Raw genomic sequence first — 16,438 nt, 5'->3', positions numbered from 1 at the left:
TGGGTTACTTTAGCTTCCAAGCCGATCTGATGCAATACTAATTACGTTTTCAGATTTAGCTTGACCAAAAGTATCTGAATTAAAGGATAAGCCTAGTACTGTCATCCCCATTAAAATCGTCATTGATAAGGCAATCATTTTTTTCTTCATGAATAATCTCCCCTTTTCGAATTTCTTTTCTGGCTGCTATTACCTTACGATAATATTCGTTAGAGAGCGAAGAATTTCCTTTTTCATAATAAAACTCTGCAACCTCATGAGCATATTCTTCAATATCAGCAAACAATTTCTTCGATTGAAAGTAATCTAAGGCCTCATTAATTAAAGAAACATCTTCATCGGAAAATAAAGTCCCTTTAGCAATTTGAATTTGGCTTGGTATTCATAATCATTGTTACGCAGAACAATGGCACTTCCTTGTTCAAAATATAGAAGCGCTTTATTCATTTCCCCTTTCTGGGCTAATACATGAAACAAATTAAATAACGTTTTTGACTTAAAAATATGCTTTTCCTCTTGAAAAACTTGCAATGCCTTCATGAGATTTTGAATCGACAAATCATATTGATCAACACTCCTATAAACAATCCCTAAATTCATATGAAATGTTGCAATGAGATATTTTTTTCCGATTTTAAAAGCATCCTGTAATCCTTTTTTCAATTCCTTAATTGCACTATTGTAATTTAAAGTATCAATTAAATTTCCAGCTACAATAAACCTGCAATGAAGTATTCTTTCATCGTGAATGTCAAATTTCTTGTATATCTTTATAGCTCTCTTTGCATAACTCAGCGAAAAATAAGTTTGTTTCATATAGTAATAGACCTCTGATACTTTAAAATAAAATTCTCCACGTTCAATTTCCCATTGGTTACAAGTCATTTCTAAAGGGTTATGTATTTCTATAGGAAAAACAAAAAAAGATACCAAAATCATCTGGTATCTATGGTTGAGTTCTCTAAAGATAGATTCAATTTAATATTAAGCTAAGCAACTATATCTAGTATCTATGCACTTTGCTTCTGCTTAAGACTGTTCCACATTTTAATGGTTACAACAGAAATCAAAACAAATGATACGATAACCAAGACAGTTCCCACTAAAGACTCGCTAAAGTTAATGACGATAAAGCTAGAAAAAATCAATAGAGGGATATTCGTAATAACGACAGTTAAGATGTAGACACTATACTTTAACCCAACGGCAGCTGATAAAAAACACACGACATCTGTTGGGGCTATCGGACAAATCATCCCCAATGCCAAAAACTTATAATTGTAAGCCTCCAATAATTTTTTTAGTCCTGGATGTTTATGCTCCAAATCCTTCATCATTTTTCCGCTTGAAAATATTCTAGAGAAAAGATAAACCAAGGTCTCGCTCAAAAAAATGCCAACCATCGATAATATAAAACTAACAATTGGATCAAAGCATATGCCCCCTAAAAACATGAGAGTTACTCCTGGAATAAAAAAGAGAAGCCTAATGATCCACAGGGCAATAAACAGCATCATCGCATATTTTGTATTCGTTGATATAAATTCCTGTAAATCACTCATTTCGAGTGAGAGGAAATGATATTCCTTTAGGATATAAATAGCTAAAAGCCATAAAGCTAAAATAAGAAATTTATTTTTCAATTTCTTCACTCTCCTCGCTTTCCATACATAAATGATAAGCAATAAAAATGAAGAAACACTCCGCAAAATACTTAAGGATTCTTAAGTTTTATTTTCAAGATAAAAGCTTATGGAAATTTTCCTCCATAAGCTTTTATCTATGCATTGGATGTTCGACAATGAAGCTCATCCAGCCTTCTCTATATTCAGCAAGGATATTACCATTATGAAGCTCAACAATTCTTTTTGAGATCGCAAGCCCTAGGCCGCTTCCTTGTTGATCTGTTCTTGCCTTATCGCCCCTGAAAAACCGTTCAAACAATTTGTTTATATTGTCAACCGGGAAATCCTCAACTTTATTAGAAACTTTCAAGATTGCTTTGTCACCAATGATCTCAAGGCTAATAAATAATTTAGATGGTTTCTTGCTGTATTTTATCGCATTCATAAAGAGATTATCATAAACACGAACCAACTTATCGATATCCATTAACACAGGAATATTGTCTTCTGTAATTGATTTTTGAACACTTAACTGTTCCTTTTCAAAAATAGGGATGTATTCCCCGATTATCTGTTCCAATAAACCCGACAAATCAGCTTCTTTACAGGTTAACTTAACGTCCGGGCTCGATAAATGTGTATACTCAAACAGTTCATCAATCAGGTATTTCAGCCTTTGCGATTTTGAATCAATTGTTTCGAGATATTCCTGAAATTGAGCTTTACTGTCATATTGGCCTTTTTTTAATAAATCCAAATACCCGATAATTGATGTTAATGGTGTTCTTAAATCATGAGATACATTTGAGATCAGTTCACTTTTCGATCTTTCTAATTGTCTTTCGTGTTCAAATTTTTTTTCTAACTCTTTGGACATATCATTAATGTTTTGTGCAAGCTGGGTCAATTCATCCCTACTTTCAATCCTAATGGTCAAGCCAAGTTTTCCATTGGCAATATGATGAACACTCTCAGTAATAAGCCTCAAATATAATATTTTTTTCCGTGCCATAATAAAAAAAACTACAATAAAAGTAAGAATAGCTACCGAGAATTGAAGCAATATCATAAAATAGCTACTCCGGAGGCTAAATTCTTTCAGATAATTCATTTTTTGTAGATATACGTTAGATAATATAATGAGTGTCATCATACCTAATGAAATAAGAAAACTAATTGCAATCGTACCAAGAAGCTTTACAATTAGCTTATTTCCAAACTTCCTCATATTTTATATCCTGTTCCCCAAACAGTTTTTATGTAAATGGGATGTTTGGAATCCTCTTCTATCTTATCCCTGATTTTTGTAATGTGTACCATGACAGTGTTGTCCGATTTAAAAAAGTCTTCCTTCCATACTGCTTCATATATTTTCTCAACACTTAGAACCATACCTTTGTTCATGCAAAGAAGTTCAAGTATATCGAACTCTTTTGGCGTCAGCCGCACTTCCTGCCCCCGCACCCATACTTGCCGTGTATCTGTATTGACGATCAGGTCACCGATTTCAATGATGTTCTTCGTGCTATTAGTATCCGTATTGTATTTTTTATACCTCCTTAATTGGGATTTGACCCTTGCGATTAACTCTAATGGGTTAAACGGTTTCGATAAATAATCATCGGCACCGGCAGCAAGCCCTTGAATTTTATCCATATCTTCCGATTTTGCAGAAAGCATGATGATGGGCAGATTTCGTTCCTGCCTAATCTTCATACATGCTTTAATTCCATCCATGCTGGGCATCATAATATCCAAGATCATGAGATCAAACTCTTTTTGTTCCAACAGTTTTAAAGCTTCGATTGCATCTTTAGCCTTTTGCGTGTGCAGACCTTCATTTTCTAAATAAACAGAAATAAGATTTCTAATATCTTTGTCATCGTCAACAATAAGAATGTTAGACTTCATATAACTCCTCCTTATCATTTTGCGGCATCGAACAGCTGAAGACATAAGCCGGAGGCACATTTCTAAGTTCTCTTTTTACATCTATTTTGGTAAAAAACTGTTCAATAAATGTCTTTTTATACATAGTGTATTGGAAAGTAATGAATTCCCCATCTTTTTTTAAAATCTTAGAGGTTTCTAATAAAATTTTGTTTGAAACACTTTTTGGCAAGCTTGCAAATGGAAGACCGGAAATAACATAGTCTATATAAGGTATACCATACTCCCTTACATGCTCGATGATATTTTCGGCAGATCCGTATACAATGAATAAATTCCTCTCATTTTTAAATTTTTCTTTCAGCAATGAATAAAATTCTTTATTTTGTTCGACTAATAAAATAATCGTCTCTGGATTTCGTTTTTCAAGCAGTTTTTTTGTGAATACACCTGTACCTGGTCCATATTCGATAATGTATTTGGCTTTCTTAAAATCAATTCCTTCCATCATTCTATCTCCAAGAAACCTTGAGCTGGGAAGGATGGAACCAACAGTGCTGGGATTACCTATATATTGAAATAAGAACAACAGACGTTTCATCTCTAATCTCTCCATTTGTTTTAAATTTATAATCTTACTTTAAATTCAAAACCTGAAGAAAGAGGGGCAAAAGTTCTTAAGAATTCTTAAGTTTTGGCGGAACTCTTTTCATAACTGTCGTCCTTAGCATAGGACTATCTATTTCCCTGCCGCCATCTATATCAAGAATGACAAATAAAAAAGAGAAGTATTAATCTTTGCATGAGTGATCGAGCATTCTCTTTCTATATATCTGAACCATTACTGACTCAACAAAGAAGAATTATTTAATTTATGTTATTTTATTCACCATTCATCAACACTTTTACACCCTGCGTTTTCATCACTATTGGATTTAAGAGGTTTGGATTGCCATATATGAAGGTATGCAATTAAATAATTGTGGTACAGTAAGTAGGAATAAAACAAGATGAAAGAAGGTGATCCCATGCCCACTAACAATAAACCCAATAGATTAATCGCTGAGAAATCACCATACTTACTTCAACACGCCCACAACCCAGTAGACTGGTTCCCTTGGGGAGAAGAAGCCTTCGAAAAAGCAAAACGCGAAAACAAGCCGGTTCTGGTCAGCATCGGCTATTCAACTTGTCATTGGTGCCATGTCATGGCTCATGAAAGCTTCGAGGACGAGGAAATCGCCCGCCTTCTTAACGAACGTTTTGTTGCGATTAAAGTGGATCGGGAAGAGCGGCCTGATGTTGATTCTGTTTATATGAGAATCTGCCAGCTGATGACCGGACAGGGCGGCTGGCCGCTGAATGTGTTTATCACGCCTGATCAGAAGCCGTTTTACGCAGGTACATATTTTCCGAAGACGAGTAAATATAATCGTCCGGGTTTTGTGGATGTGCTTGAGCATCTTTCAGAAACGTTTGCGAACGATCGTGAGCATGTCGAGGATATTGCAGAAAACGCCGCTAAACATTTACAGACCAAAACAGCAGCTAAAACAAGCGAGGGGTTAAGCGAATCGGCGATCCACCGGACATTCCAGCAGCTTGCCAACGGTTTCGATACAATCTACGGCGGCTTCGGACAGGCGCCGAAATTTCCTATGCCTCATATGCTCATGTATTTGCTCCGTTATTATCACACGACGGGGCAGGAAAACGCTTTGTACAACGTCACGAAAACACTGGACAGCATGGCAAATGGAGGCATCTATGACCATATCGGCTCTGGGTTTGCCCGCTATTCGACCGATGATGAGTGGCTCGTCCCTCACTTTGAAAAAATGCTGTATGACAATGCACTCCTGCTGACAGCTTATACTGAAGCTTATCAAGTCACGCAAAACAGCCGTTACAAAGAGATTTGTGAGCAGATCATTACGTTCATTCAACGGGAAATGACCCATGAAGACGGGAGCTTTTTCTCCGCTTTAGACGCGGATACAGAAGGCGAAGAAGGAAAATACTACGTGTGGTCAAAAGAAGAGATCTTGAAGACGCTCGGAGAGGATCTCGGCACGCTGTATTGCAACGTGTATGACATCACAGAAAAAGGCAACTTTGAGGGCAAAAACATTCCCAACCTCATTCACACCAAGCGGGAACAAATCAAAGCGGATAGCGGCTTAACCGAAGAAGAGCTCAGCCGCAAGCTTGAAGATGCAAGATTGAAGCTGTTAAAGACGCGTGAAAAAAGAACGTATCCGCATGTCGATGATAAGGTGCTCACCTCATGGAACGCGCTGATGATTGCGGGTCTTGCTAAAGCAGCAAAGGTATTCCAGGAACCCCAATACCTCAGCTTGGCTGAAGACGCTATCACCTTTATTGAAAACAATGTAATCATCGACGGCCGGGTGATGGTTCGGTATCGCGACGGCGAAGTGAAAAACAAAGGATTTATCGACGATTATGCCTTTCTCTTATGGGCTTATCTCGATCTCTATGAAGCCTCGTTTGATCTATCATATATAGAAAAAGCGAAGAAGCTGTCAAACGATATGATCGATTTGTTTTGGGACGAGGAGCATGGTGGATTCTACTTTACCGGACATGACGCAGAAGCATTAATTGTCAGAGAAAAAGAAGTGTACGATGGCGCCGTGCCTTCAGGAAACAGCGTGGCAGCCGTTCAGCTCCTGCGCCTCGGGCAAGTCACAGGCGATTTGTCGCTGATTGAAAAAGCCGAAACGATGTTTTCCGTGTTCAAGCCTGAAATCGAGGCATACCCGAGCGGCCACTCTTACTTTATGCAAAGTGTGTTAAAACAGATGACGCCTAAAAAGGAAATTGTGATTTTTGGACGCCCGGACGATCCAGACAGAAAACAAATCACAAGCGCGCTTCAAAAGGCCTTTAATCCAAACGATTCCATCCTGGTGGCAGAACATCCCGACCAGTGCAAAGACATTGCACCGTTCGCGGCTGACTATCGCATCATAGACGATCAAACAACCGTGTATATTTGTGAAAATTTCGCCTGCCAGCAGCCGACAACAGACATCGAAGAAGCCTTACAAACATTAAAAAGCAGCAGGGATTAAACGCCTTGCTGCTTTCTTTTTGATCTCTTATGGTATTGTACAACGATAAACGCAAAGAAAAGATTAACGACAACCGTAAAGAAAGTCTCCCACATCGGATTTCCCCGTGTGATGGCAAATAATGAAGGAATATCTCCATATACACTGTTTTTTTCAGTCATAAATAGACATAAGAACATATTATTCGCGGCATGCACACCAAGTGAAATTTCAAGGCTGCCTGTTTTAACCGTATAATATGTTAAAAGAATCCCAATCGTTACATACTCAATGCCTGCCCAAAAAGCGCCATTACTCATTTCAGGATTGCCAAAGTGTACAGCCCCAAATAGACCGCCGACAATCAGCGTCAATACAAAAGGGTTCTTTATTACTTTTCCAAAAGCCTGCAATAAAAATCCCCTGAAAAACAGTTCTTCCGCAGAAGTCTGGAGCGGCACCAATAACAGAGATGCCACAAGCAGCCACAGAAAACGTGAGGCGTCAAAATCCTGAAAAGTGTATTTCGCCGGATGAATCGCATAATCAATCCCCTGGACCACAGCCATCAGCAAAAAATAAGCGAGAAAGCCAAAGAAAATGCTGCGCCAGCTGATTTTTGCATGCGGTGTAATGACTGACCGAAACGGGCGTTTCAGGATAAATCGAACAGCCAGCCAAACCCCAGGAATCGCAAATACATAAACGATATGAGCTAAAAACAGATCAGCCAAAGAATCGGTTAACATACCTGTATCCACATCAAACGCGATATGTGGACTTAAAAGTGCAGTCAATAACATCATAAAGACATAAACAATGCTTCCAAAAAAGAATAAGCCAACCATCACCAAAAAGGAGAAAAAATATCTCCACAATGTATTGTTTCCTTCTAGAGGACGGATAAATGAATTCATTCCTTCTATGACTCTTCCTTTCAATGAGAATATTACTATATATTTGCATAATTTGGTCTATTAATCTACTGTTTTGGAAATCTTTTAAGCAAAATTAAGGCGAAAAGTGTGAATTTAGTTCTTCCATCTAGTGATTTGAACACTGTTCCCAATGATTCCAGGTACTTATAATAATGCCAAGAGGAGAATGTTCAGTCTTTCTCCCTCTATTAATAAAGGGGGTATTTTATGAATACGGGCGTCAAACAGAAACATACACATCCTTTTTCAAACGCGGCAAACCGTTTAGACCGCCTCCCGATTTCACGTGTCCACTTCCAAGTATTAACCGCTCTCGGCATTGTTTACTTCTTTGATCTTGCGGATTTATTTACCCTCAGCAATGTAGCGCCAGCACTGATCGAGCATTGGGGCATCCAGCTTTCAACCATTGCCAATGTAACGGCTGCTTCGTTTTTAGGCATGTTTTTGGGAGCATCACTTGGGGGACGGCTTTCAGATCAAATCGGCCGAAAAAAAGCCTTGAACCTATTTGTCTTCGTTTTTTCAATCGCATCGTTATGTAATGCCGCGGCATGGGACATCCCATCCTTAATGGCGTTTCGTTTCCTCACTGGGTTTGGCGTCGCAGCTGCCATGGTCATCACCAATAGCTATTTAGCAGAATTTTTCCCGTCCAGTGTTCGCGGAAAATATATTTCTTTCTGTGCCATGATCGGATTGATCGGCGTTCCAATCACCAATATCGTATCAGCCTTTGTCATTCCGCTCGGCTCATGGGGGTGGAGACTTGTCTTTGTGTGGGGCGCTGTTGGTCTTATATATTTTTTCTTTATTCGGCGGCTGGAGGAATCACCCCGCTGGCATGAAAATCGCGGTGAATATGAAAAAGCCGATGCCATCCTGAAAAGGATTGAAGCAAGCGTTGAAAAAGAAAAAGGCCCGCTTCCTGCTCCGGCGCCGCAAACCGCAAGCGGACAGGTACAACATGCGGGTTACGCGGGATTATTAAAGGGGAGAAACCTGAAAATAACCATTGTGTTATCCGCGGTATGGATTTTTGAAACCTTTGGATTCTATGGCTTTGCCTCTTGGGTCCCCAGCCTGCTAAAAAGCAACGGGGTCACGATGGAAAATACATTATGGTATAACGTATTGCACTCGGTCGGCGCTCCGCTGGGCGCATTGCTGGGTTCAATGATTTCTGAAAAATTTCAGAGAAAATGGATATTGGCCGCCAGTGCGTTTCTGACTGCCATCGCAGGTCTTTTATATGGCATGACCTTCATTCCCATCATGATTATCGTGTTTGGTTTCATCGTCAATATTACGGAACGGGTTTTCACATCAAACTTATATGCGTATACATCTGAGCCTTTTCCAACAGAGTATCGCTCGTCAGGCAGCGGTTTAGCCTATGGGCTCGGGCGCTTTTCGAACATCTTCGGATCATTGCTCGTCGGTTTTATCGCCGTTCAGCTCGGCTATGTCAGCGTCTTTTTCTTTATAGGCGGCTGCTGGCTCGCATGCTCCATTTTGTTAATCTGCTTCGGCCCCAATACGAATGCCAAGCAGATATAAAAAGTCAGTGCGGCGTTAACCGCACTGATTTCAATTCAATTCCTTCAGCTTTCTCGCAGGGTTTCCCCCTACAACCGTATTCGCAGGCACATCCTTTGTCACTACGGAACCCGAAGCAATCACCGCATTATCGCCGATCGTCACTCCCGGGTTTATCACTGCCCGCCCGCCAATCCAAACATTATCTCCTATTGTAACAGGCTTACCGAACTCCTTCCCCGACTTCCTAACAAGCGGGTCGAGAGGGTGACCAGCCGTGTAGATATGCACCCCTGGAGCTATCAAACAATCACATCCTATACGAACTTCACAAACATCAAGAATGACACAGTCAAAATTAACAAATGTACGATCCCCCATATGAATGTGATAGCCGTAATCACAGCGGAATGTCGGCAAAATGGTGACTTGATCACCGATCGAACCAAGCAGATTTTTCAAAAGCTCCGTTCGCACTGACTCGTCTTCTGGTGATTCGTTATATTGTTTAATCAGATTTCTCGCATGTTTACGCTCTAGTGATAATTCACGGTCTTCCGAGTTGTATAATTCTCCGGCTGCCATTTTTTCTTTTTCTGTCAGCATTCAATTCACTCCAAGATGTTAAATTGTAATCTCTATTAGATTTCCTTCCTCATCTTCAATTACACTTTCATAGTAGCCGTCCCCTGTCGTCCTTGGACCGCTTACTACAGCGAATCCGTCCTGCTTTAACCTTTCTGTCAGTTCATCAACATTCTCTTTGCTTCCAGTGGAAAAAGCGATATGCGCCCAGCCTGTCATCGTTTGTGACGGCTGATCAGTCACATCTCCTTTTTTCATGATTTCCAGCCTTGCTCCGGAATCAAACGTCATAAAATACGATTTAAAATCTTTCTTCTCATTATGATAAAGAGAATTGGCTTTGCCATGAAAGTACGTTTCATAAAAAGCCTTCATTCGCTCTAAATCACTGACCCAGATGGCCGTGTGCTCAATACGCATTTCTTCCTCCTCCTTTGTCTTTCAATGAAGTTATAAGGTATGAAATGCATTTCAGTTCAAGCTTTTTTCATGAATTGGTGGAGAATTTTTATATCTTTGGGACGCTCCTGCAAAAATAACGAAAATGCTGCGGTGCCCAGCTGCTCAAGATTCAGATCAAGCGATGGGAAACAGAGGGCACGGCTGATAGAGGAATTCCCTTCTCCAATGATCTCAACATCCCAGTCTTTCTTTTTGGCAAATACATAAATTCCCGCTGCCACTTCATCACTGTTTGCATAAATAGCTGTTGGAGCCCGGCCGCTTGTATAGAAATACGCACCTGCCTGCTCTCCGTCGTCCATATGATTACAGCCGATCAGCATATGGCGGTCCTCTAGGCTGCCATAGACGGCCTGATAAGCCGCTGCTTTATCCGCCGTACTCGGGCTCTTGTCGGCGCTTCTCACGCAAGTAAAAGCGATATTCTCATGTCCGCGGTTCTTTAGATATCGAAAGCTTTCTATGTAGGCTGCTTTTCTGTCATTGTAAGCACAAGGAATATCAATGTCTCCAGTATCTTCACAAGCGATAATCGGTCCATATTCTTGATAGGCTATTATACTGTCCCAGTGATTGGCTCGTGATGTAATAATGAGGCCATCTATTTTTTTCATTCTTAACAGCTCTAAATATTTGATTTCAATGTCGGGGTTATAGTTGGTAGGGAGGAGGGTTGTTGCATATTCATGTCTAAATGCCGCCTTTGTGATGCCGTTTACGATTTTATCAAAGCAAGGGTGATCGCTGTAAGGCAGGATTACACCGATCGTTTGAGTCTTGCCGCGAATAAGATCGATCGCAGTTCGATTCGGTGTGTAGTCTAATTCCTCCATGACTTGATGCACCAGCTTCCTTTTTTCTTCAGACACATACGGATGATGATTCAGTACACGTGACACAGTCGAAACAGATACATTCGCCAATCTCGCAATCTCTTTTATGTTTGCCATCTCTTTCTCCTTTTTCATCATAAAAAAAGCAGTAAGGATCAATCCTTACTGCTATCTCATCATATATTGATCGTAAGTTCAACAGGACAATGGTCGGAGCCCAAGACGTGTGCTGATATCTTGGCATTTTCAATCTGCCCCTTAAGACTCTCAGAAACAATAAAGTAATCCAGACGCCAGCCGATATTTCTGTCCCGGGCACCCGCACGATACGACCACCAGGAATAAGCGCCTTCCAAATCAGGGTATAAATAACGGAATGAGTCAATAAAGCCGGCTTCCAAGAAACGAGTGAATGCTCCTCTTTCTTGATCAGAAAAACCCGCGTTATTCCGGTTTGCTTTTGGATTCTTCAAATCAATTTCCTGATGAGCCACATTTAAATCACCGCACAGGATAACCGGTTTTTTCTTGTCCAATTCGAGAATAAACGCTAATAAAGCCTCTTCCCATTGCAAACGGTAATCAATGCGTTCCAGCCCTCTTTTTGCATTAGGCGTGTAAACGGTCATCACATACATGTTTTCAAATTCCAGCGTAATCACTCTGCCCTCTTGATCATGCTCTTCTATTCCGATTCCGTACATGACGTTCAGTGGCTTTTGTTTTGAAAAAACAGCCGTACCTGAATATCCTTTTTTCTCTGCATAGTTCCAATACACATGATAGCCTTCTGGTTCAAGATCCACTTGGCCATCCTGAATCTTTGTTTCCTGCAGACATACAACATCGGCATCCTCTTCTTTCAAGTAAGAAAGGAAATCCATTTTTCTCATGACAGCCCGCAGGCCATTCACATTCCAAGAAATGAGCTTCATTTTTTATCCCCCTATAAAAAAGAGCAAGAACCCGAAGGTCCTTGCTCTTTACGTATCAGCTTACTCACCAGTTACGTATGGAAGTAAAGCCATTTGACGAGCGCGTTTGATCGCTGCAGTCAATTTACGTTGGTATTTAGCGTTTGTTCCAGTTACACGACGTGGTAAAATTTTACCGCGCTCAGAAACAAACTTTCTAAGAAGATCTACATCTTTGTAGTCGATGTGCGTGATACCGTTAGAAGTGAAATAACACACTTTACGGCGCTTCGCACGACCGCCTCTGCGTCCTCCTGCCATTGTCATTTCCCTCCTTTCTTTGTCAATTTAGCGATATTCTCATTAGAATGGAAGATCATCATCCGAGATGTCAATCGGCTTGCCGTCGTTGGCAAATGGGTCATCATTAAAGCTGTTCCCCTGATTGCGTCTCTGGTTGTTTTGATTTCCCCCGAATGGATTATCATTTTGGCCTCCGCCAAAGTACTGGCCTCCGCCGCTGTTTCCTTCGTTGTATCCACCTGAACCAGAACCGCCGCCGCTTTTCGGCTCAAGAAATTGAACACTTTCAGCTTGGACCTCGGTCACGAAGACACGCTGCCCTTGCTGGTTTTCATAGTTTCTTGTTTGTAAACGGCCATCTACGCCTGCAAGGCTTCCTTTTTTCAGGAAGTTTGCAACGTTTTCGGCTTGTCTTCTCCAAGTGACACAATTAATGAAATCGGCCTCACGTTCTCCAGACTGGTTCGTAAATGTACGATTCACAGCAAGAGTAAACGTGGCAACAGCCGCACCGTTTGGCGTATAACGAAGCTCTGGGTCTTTTGTCAGTCTTCCGACTAATACAACTCGGTTAAGCATAAGAAAGACCACCTTTTACCATTATATATTTCAAAATTGCTTATTCTTCTTCTTTAACAACAATGTGGCGAATGATATCGTCACTGATCTTAGCTAGACGGTCAAATTCTTGAACTGCCGCAGCATCAGCTTGAACGTTTACGATTTGGTAGAAACCGTCGCGGAAATCGTTGATTTCGTAAGCTAGACGACGTTTACCCCAATCCTTTGTTCCAGTGATCTCCGCACCGTTAGAAGTCAGAACGTTGCTGAAACGCTCGATAACTGCTTTTTTAGACTCATCGTCAATGTTTGGGCGGATAATGTACATAACTTCGTACTTTCTCATCTGTTTGCACCTCCTTTTGGACTAAGCGGCCCGTAATGGGCAAGGAGCAATAATTCTATTACTCACAATTTTATATTATACCAAAGCTCTTGTCCCTTTACAACTGCATCCTATACATTAAATCGGAAATGAATAACATCTCCGTCTTTTACCACGTAGTCTTTTCCTTCAAGACGGACTTTTCCGGCTTCCTTCGCTCCTGCCATGCCGCCGCCCGCAAGAAGATCATCATAAGCAACCGTTTCAGCGCGAATGAAGCCGCGCTCAAAGTCACTATGAATAATTCCAGCGCATTCAGGGGCCTTCATGCCTTTTTTGAATGTCCAAGCTCTGACTTCCTGCTCACCGGCTGTGAAATATGTTGCCAGCCCAAGCAGCGAGTAAGATGCTTTAATCAGCTGATCAAGACCTGACTCTTCAATTCCCAGCTCTTCAAGGAACATTTGCTTCTCATCGCCTTCAAGCTCAGCGATTTCGGATTCAATCTTCGCACAAACGACGATGACTTCTGCGTTTTCGCCGGCAGCGTATTCACGAATCTTCGCTACATATTCATTGCCAGACGGGTCAGCCACTTCCTCTTCACTTACGTTTGCAACATACAAAATAGGCTTTGACGTCAGCAAATGAAGCTGCTTTACAAGCTTTTGCTGCTCTTCAGTAAACTCAACAGAACGAGCAGGCTTTTCATTTTCAAACGCTTCTTTCAGTTTAGTCAAAATGTCAAACTCAAACACAGCCTCTTTATCTTTTTGCTTTGCAAGCTTGCTGACACGTGTAATCCGCTTTTCAACTGTTTCCATATCAGCGAGAATCAGCTCAAGATTGATCGTTTCGATATCATCAATCGGATCAACTTTACCGGAAACGTGTGTAATATTATCATCAGAAAAAGCACGGACAACGTGGCAGATCGCGTCAACTTGGCGAATATGAGAAAGGAATTTGTTACCGAGACCTTCTCCTTTTGACGCGCCTTTTACGATTCCTGCAATATCAGTGAATTCAAAAGCAGTCGGCACAGTCTTCTTCGGTTTGACCAGCTCAGTCAGCTTTCGCAGACGATCGTCCGGTACTTCTACAATTCCCACGTTCGGATCAATTGTACAGAACGGGTAGTTGGCTGATTCGGCACCGGCCTGTGTAATTGCGTTAAATAATGTTGATTTCCCGACGTTCGGCAAACCGACAATTCCAGCTGTTAAAGCCATTCTTTCATCTCCTCTATATAAAACCGTCATTGCATTAACGTATTTTGAACCTAGAGCAATTATAAGGAGGTTCACTGGAAAAGACAAGCTGACAAAAAAGCATTTTCAGCCTGCTGAACCCTCTCATTATGCTTTTTTCAAGCCCACTAAACAGTCAAAAAGCGTACTTCCCATTCCATTATCAGAATTTGTATCATTTGTCAGCGTATTGACGGAGCCGCCAAAAGCCGCCCACATGCCTTCATCTACATTTATCGTCTTCGGATGAGCCTGTTTCATCACTTTAACTTTACCATTCAAACGGCCCCGATCATTGAAAATGACAACCTCGTCTCCATCCTGAAGATCCCGCTCAGCCGCTATATCTGAAGAAATATCGACCTGTATGTGCTGAAGCTTCTCGATGAACGGAACATGCTGTGAATGATTAGAGCGCTGCGGATGAATGGACAAAAGCGTGTAAGGGTATTTTTCGGCAAGTTCTTCGTTATGGTAAACAGACTCCTCAGGCACTTCCAATTGAAGTGCACCGCTAAATCCTTTTTCTTCAGCTAAAGAAGAGGTAAACTCAAATTTTCCGCTTGGCGTCAGAAACGTAAAGTCTTCCCACGGCACCTGTTTAACCGGAAGCGGCAGATGGCCTTTTTCTTTCAAGTGCTCAAGCGTTACACCGTCTGCCTCCAATGAAGAAAGCCCCATCTCCAAAAGTTCTTCAGTACTGTGTTCAAAAAGCTCTCCAAATCCAAGGCGCTTTGCAAGCTCTGACCATATCCATCTGTCTGACTTCGCTTCGCCCTGCGGTTCCACCAGCTTCTTCCCATACTGAACATAATGATGGTACATACTGGAATAATAAATATCCTCTTCTTCAAAAACAGTGGCAGTCGGCAAAACATAGTCGCACAGCTTTGCCGTATCGGTCATGATGGAATCAATCGCTACTGTCACCGGAACCTTTTCAAACGCCCGTCTTACTTTATTTGTGTTTGGCACCTGAGTCAGCGGGTTCCCGCATGTCACGATAATCATCTCGATCGCAGGATCATCAGCGGTTAAAACCTCTTCAGCCTGTGTCATCATTGAAAAAGAACGTGATGTCGTTTTTAATTCCGGCAGCGTCAGCTTCGTTTTTGCAAAACTTTCACCAATCTGGACATTGCCAAAATTTGCGCCGCCGCCTTTAATACCAACGTTTCCGCTTGCCGCAACAAGCGCATCAATCCAGCGAATCGTCCCGCCGCCATTTTTATACCGCTGCATACCAAGCCCCATAAAAGTAGACACCGGACCATCCGCATACAGACCTGCAAGAAACTCCAGCTCTTCCATCGTAGTTTCTGTTTTCGCAGTAAACTCCTCGAAAGAAACCGTGCTCAAAAGCTCTTTTACATCATCAAACCCGACAGAATGCTGAGAAATAAAATCCTCATCCGTTCTTCCCGTCTCGATCAGAACCTTCAAAACAGCCGCGGCAAGCCAGCCATCCATTCCCGGCTTTACAGAAATATAACGGTCAGCCAGTTTTGCAGTCGGATTAAAAATCGGATCAATCACCGTCAGTGTTGCGCCCTTTTTCTTTACCTGCTGCAAATGGTGATAAAGGTGCATATTTGTCCTTGATACATTTCTGCCCCACACAACGACGTGTTTGCTGTTGTAAATATCAAGCGGCCCGTGCCCATACGACCGGCCGAAATCCCAGCTTTGCGCCTCTATACCCGAGCCCCAGCAAATGCTTCCGACAATCTCAGTCACACCGCCATACGCATTAAAAAAACGCTGATCTAGCGCTTTTAATAAACCGTTATTGGCATAATCATGGCTGTGCAAAACTGCTGTTGTTTCTGACGTCTCCTGAATGTCCCGAAGTTTATCGGCAATTTCATCAAGAGCCTGCTCCCAGGAAATCCGCACAAACTCGCCATTTTGTTTTTTCATCGGATAACGAAGCCGATCAGGCGAATTTGTTTTCGTCTCTAGCATTCTGCCGCGGCCGCAGATTTTCCCTTCCGTAATCGGATGGTTTGGATCTCCGTCCACTTTTGTTACCTTTCCGTCATCAACAGTCACCACAAAACCGCAGCTGTCCCAGCAATTCAGAGGGCATGCTGACTGATGCACTTTGCTCATCGCCGTCTTCTCCTTACCTTCTAT

Annotated in this window: 18 protein-coding genes; 2 read left to right on the top strand and 16 right to left on the bottom strand. The window is 41.6% G+C overall.

Going from position 1 to position 16,438, the window contains the following annotated elements:
* Positions 1-9 precede the first annotated feature (9 nt).
* The 6 genes from KXD37_RS22515 to KXD37_RS22490 all read right to left on the bottom strand — a co-directional run bounded on the left by KXD37_RS22515 (position 10) and on the right by KXD37_RS22490 (position 4,116).
* Positions 10-150, bottom strand: a complete 141-nt coding sequence (locus KXD37_RS22515) for a hypothetical protein (protein ID WP_223255253.1) — start codon at positions 148-150, stop codon at positions 10-12.
* Positions 151-321: 171 nt separating this feature from the next.
* Positions 322-816: a tetratricopeptide repeat protein gene (locus tag KXD37_RS22510; RefSeq protein WP_223255251.1), complete on the bottom strand. Its 495-nt coding sequence runs from the start codon at positions 814-816 to the stop codon at positions 322-324.
* Between the two features lie 194 nt (positions 817-1,010).
* Positions 1,011-1,652 carry a TVP38/TMEM64 family protein gene (locus KXD37_RS22505; RefSeq protein WP_223255250.1) on the bottom strand — a complete coding sequence of 214 codons (642 nt, stop codon included), beginning with the start codon at positions 1,650-1,652 and terminating at the stop codon, positions 1,011-1,013.
* Between the two features lie 124 nt (positions 1,653-1,776).
* Complete coding sequence (locus KXD37_RS22500; RefSeq protein ID WP_127696208.1) at positions 1,777-2,853, bottom strand: sensor histidine kinase; 1,077 nt, start codon at positions 2,851-2,853, stop codon at positions 1,777-1,779.
* Positions 2,850-3,536, bottom strand: coding sequence for a response regulator transcription factor (locus KXD37_RS22495; RefSeq protein ID WP_106019915.1), 687 nt, complete (start codon positions 3,534-3,536; stop codon positions 2,850-2,852). Before KXD37_RS22495 ends, KXD37_RS22500 begins: the two co-directional genes overlap by 4 nt.
* Entirely contained in the window at positions 3,526-4,116 is a 591-nt protein-coding gene (locus KXD37_RS22490; protein ID WP_106019916.1) for a class I SAM-dependent methyltransferase, read from the bottom strand. The genes KXD37_RS22495 and KXD37_RS22490 overlap by 11 nt, the downstream gene beginning before the upstream one ends.
* 427 nt (positions 4,117-4,543) lie before the next feature.
* Here KXD37_RS22490 and KXD37_RS22485 point away from each other — a divergent pair, with 427 nt between their 5' ends.
* Positions 4,544-6,613, top strand: a complete 2,070-nt coding sequence (locus KXD37_RS22485) for a thioredoxin domain-containing protein (RefSeq protein WP_263463742.1) — start codon at positions 4,544-4,546, stop codon at positions 6,611-6,613.
* Here the strand turns inward: KXD37_RS22485 and KXD37_RS22480 are convergent.
* On the bottom strand, positions 6,610-7,509 hold the full coding sequence (locus tag KXD37_RS22480; RefSeq protein ID WP_101859628.1) for a CPBP family intramembrane glutamic endopeptidase: 900 nt from the start codon (positions 7,507-7,509) through the stop codon (positions 6,610-6,612). The genes KXD37_RS22485 and KXD37_RS22480 overlap by 4 nt on opposite strands.
* Positions 7,510-7,737: 228 nt before the next feature.
* Here KXD37_RS22480 and KXD37_RS22475 point away from each other — a divergent pair, with 228 nt between their 5' ends.
* Complete coding sequence (locus tag KXD37_RS22475; protein ID WP_101859627.1) at positions 7,738-9,090, top strand: MFS transporter; 1,353 nt, start codon at positions 7,738-7,740, stop codon at positions 9,088-9,090.
* Positions 9,091-9,120: 30 nt separating this feature from the next.
* On the opposite strand, the gene KXD37_RS22470 is transcribed toward KXD37_RS22475, so the two are convergent.
* From KXD37_RS22470 to KXD37_RS22430, 9 genes are all read right to left on the bottom strand, one after another.
* Complete coding sequence (locus tag KXD37_RS22470) at positions 9,121-9,675, bottom strand: maltose acetyltransferase domain-containing protein (protein ID WP_024123563.1); 555 nt, start codon at positions 9,673-9,675, stop codon at positions 9,121-9,123.
* 18 nt (positions 9,676-9,693) lie between these two features.
* Entirely contained in the window at positions 9,694-10,074 is a 381-nt protein-coding gene (locus tag KXD37_RS22465; protein ID WP_059335345.1) for a VOC family protein, read from the bottom strand.
* Between the two features lie 56 nt (positions 10,075-10,130).
* Positions 10,131-11,066: a LacI family DNA-binding transcriptional regulator gene (locus KXD37_RS22460; RefSeq protein ID WP_254517979.1), complete on the bottom strand. Its 936-nt coding sequence runs from the start codon at positions 11,064-11,066 to the stop codon at positions 10,131-10,133.
* A gap of 59 nt (positions 11,067-11,125) precedes the next feature.
* The gene (gene xth / locus KXD37_RS22455) at positions 11,126-11,884 is read right to left on the bottom strand and encodes an exodeoxyribonuclease III (protein WP_127696204.1); all 759 of its coding nucleotides are present in this window, start codon (positions 11,882-11,884) and stop codon (positions 11,126-11,128) included.
* Between the two features lie 60 nt (positions 11,885-11,944).
* Positions 11,945-12,184, bottom strand: a complete 240-nt coding sequence (gene rpsR / locus KXD37_RS22450; protein ID WP_010332656.1) for a 30S ribosomal protein S18 — start codon at positions 12,182-12,184, stop codon at positions 11,945-11,947.
* Between the two features lie 42 nt (positions 12,185-12,226).
* Positions 12,227-12,745, bottom strand: a complete 519-nt coding sequence (gene ssbA, locus KXD37_RS22445) for a single-stranded DNA-binding protein SsbA (RefSeq protein ID WP_010332657.1) — start codon at positions 12,743-12,745, stop codon at positions 12,227-12,229.
* Between the two features lie 40 nt (positions 12,746-12,785).
* Complete coding sequence (gene rpsF / locus KXD37_RS22440) at positions 12,786-13,073, bottom strand: 30S ribosomal protein S6 (RefSeq protein ID WP_010332658.1); 288 nt, start codon at positions 13,071-13,073, stop codon at positions 12,786-12,788.
* Positions 13,074-13,183: 110 nt separating this feature from the next.
* The gene (ychF, locus tag KXD37_RS22435) at positions 13,184-14,284 is read right to left on the bottom strand and encodes a redox-regulated ATPase YchF (protein ID WP_127696202.1); all 1,101 of its coding nucleotides are present in this window, start codon (positions 14,282-14,284) and stop codon (positions 13,184-13,186) included.
* Positions 14,285-14,410: 126 nt separating this feature from the next.
* Positions 14,411-16,414, bottom strand: coding sequence for a molybdopterin-dependent oxidoreductase (locus KXD37_RS22430; RefSeq protein WP_127696200.1), 2,004 nt, complete (start codon positions 16,412-16,414; stop codon positions 14,411-14,413).
* Positions 16,415-16,438 lie beyond the last annotated feature (24 nt).

Origin of the sequence: Bacillus sp. XT-2, from assembly GCF_025696525.1 — a bacterium.
Classification (GTDB): domain Bacteria; phylum Bacillota; class Bacilli; order Bacillales; family Bacillaceae; genus Bacillus; species Bacillus halotolerans.
Note: the sequence above shows the minus strand (reverse complement) of the source record. Positions and strands in the feature narration are given on the sequence as shown.

What these genes read in the sequence shown, in the direction of transcription:
- KXD37_RS22460 (WP_254517979.1), bottom strand. Translation starts at nt 11,066, where the DNA reads ATGGCAAACATAAAAGAGATTGCGAGATTGGCGAATGTATCTGTTTCG.
- rpsR (WP_010332656.1), bottom strand. Translation starts at nt 12,184, where the DNA reads ATGGCAGGAGGACGCAGAGGCGGTCGTGCGAAGCGCCGTAAAGTGTGT.
- rpsF (WP_010332658.1), bottom strand. Translation starts at nt 13,073, where the DNA reads ATGAGAAAGTACGAAGTTATGTACATTATCCGCCCAAACATTGACGAT.
- KXD37_RS22500 (WP_127696208.1), bottom strand. Translation starts at nt 2,853, where the DNA reads ATGAGGAAGTTTGGAAATAAGCTAATTGTAAAGCTTCTTGGTACGATT.
- KXD37_RS22430 (WP_127696200.1), bottom strand. Translation starts at nt 16,414, where the DNA reads ATGAGCAAAGTGCATCAGTCAGCATGCCCTCTGAATTGCTGGGACAGC.
- KXD37_RS22465 (WP_059335345.1), bottom strand. Translation starts at nt 10,074, where the DNA reads ATGCGTATTGAGCACACGGCCATCTGGGTCAGTGATTTAGAGCGAATG.
- ssbA (WP_010332657.1), bottom strand. Translation starts at nt 12,745, where the DNA reads ATGCTTAACCGAGTTGTATTAGTCGGAAGACTGACAAAAGACCCAGAG.
- KXD37_RS22495 (WP_106019915.1), bottom strand. Translation starts at nt 3,536, where the DNA reads ATGAAGTCTAACATTCTTATTGTTGACGATGACAAAGATATTAGAAAT.
- KXD37_RS22515 (WP_223255253.1), bottom strand. Translation starts at nt 150, where the DNA reads ATGAAGAAAAAAATGATTGCCTTATCAATGACGATTTTAATGGGGATG.
- ychF (WP_127696202.1), bottom strand. Translation starts at nt 14,284, where the DNA reads ATGGCTTTAACAGCTGGAATTGTCGGTTTGCCGAACGTCGGGAAATCA.
- KXD37_RS22475 (WP_101859627.1), top strand. Translation starts at nt 7,738, where the DNA reads ATGAATACGGGCGTCAAACAGAAACATACACATCCTTTTTCAAACGCG.
- KXD37_RS22470 (WP_024123563.1), bottom strand. Translation starts at nt 9,675, where the DNA reads ATGCTGACAGAAAAAGAAAAAATGGCAGCCGGAGAATTATACAACTCG.
- KXD37_RS22510 (WP_223255251.1), bottom strand. Translation starts at nt 816, where the DNA reads ATGAAACAAACTTATTTTTCGCTGAGTTATGCAAAGAGAGCTATAAAG.
- xth (WP_127696204.1), bottom strand. Translation starts at nt 11,884, where the DNA reads ATGAAGCTCATTTCTTGGAATGTGAATGGCCTGCGGGCTGTCATGAGA.
- KXD37_RS22480 (WP_101859628.1), bottom strand. Translation starts at nt 7,509, where the DNA reads ATGAATTCATTTATCCGTCCTCTAGAAGGAAACAATACATTGTGGAGA.
- KXD37_RS22490 (WP_106019916.1), bottom strand. Translation starts at nt 4,116, where the DNA reads ATGAAACGTCTGTTGTTCTTATTTCAATATATAGGTAATCCCAGCACT.
- KXD37_RS22485 (WP_263463742.1), top strand. Translation starts at nt 4,544, where the DNA reads ATGCCCACTAACAATAAACCCAATAGATTAATCGCTGAGAAATCACCA.